The organism is Kitasatospora nipponensis, from assembly GCF_039528135.1.
GTDB classification, from domain to species: Bacteria; Actinomycetota; Actinomycetes; order Streptomycetales; family Streptomycetaceae; genus Kitasatospora; species Kitasatospora nipponensis.
Genome location: NZ_BAAALF010001239.1, coordinates 1 through 501, shown reverse-complemented (window position 1 = coordinate 501; position 501 = coordinate 1). Strand labels below are relative to the sequence as shown.

1 protein-coding gene is annotated in these 501 nt (G+C 70.3%); it reads right to left on the bottom strand.

Annotated features, from left to right (window positions below; translation table 11 throughout):
• A partial coding sequence (locus tag ABD323_RS45850) for an MFS transporter (protein WP_344447826.1) occupies positions 1–501 on the bottom strand: 501 nt, incomplete at both ends.

The window sequence follows — 501 nt, the reverse complement described above, 5'->3', positions numbered from 1 at the left end:
GGTGACCATCACGACGCCGGTGACATTGCCGAAGCCGACCAGCGCGGTGCCGATCAGGATCAGCGCCAGGTCGCCCGTGGCGGGCAGGAAGGAGCAGATCAGCATGCCGATCGCCTGCAGCAGCAGACCGGAGAACGCGGTGACCCCGAGGCCGAACCGGCCGGCCAGCCGGGCCGCCAGCATGCCCGCCGCGACGGCGGCGAAGCCGAGCACCGAGAAGGTCAGGCCGGTGGCCAGCGGCGAGTAGCCCTTGACGTACTGCAGGTAGAGCGTGAGCACGTAGGTCACCGCGACGAAGGAGCCGACCATCAGCAGGTAGACGATGTTCGCCGCGACCAGGGTGCGCCGCCGGAAGATGGAGAGCGGGATCAGCGGGTGCCGGACGTTGCTCTCCACGATCAGGAAGGCGATCAGCAGCACGGCGAACGCGCCGAATGCGCCCAGCACCTCGCCCGAGGCCCAGCCCGCGGTCTCGCCGCGGGAGACCGCGTAGACCAGGGC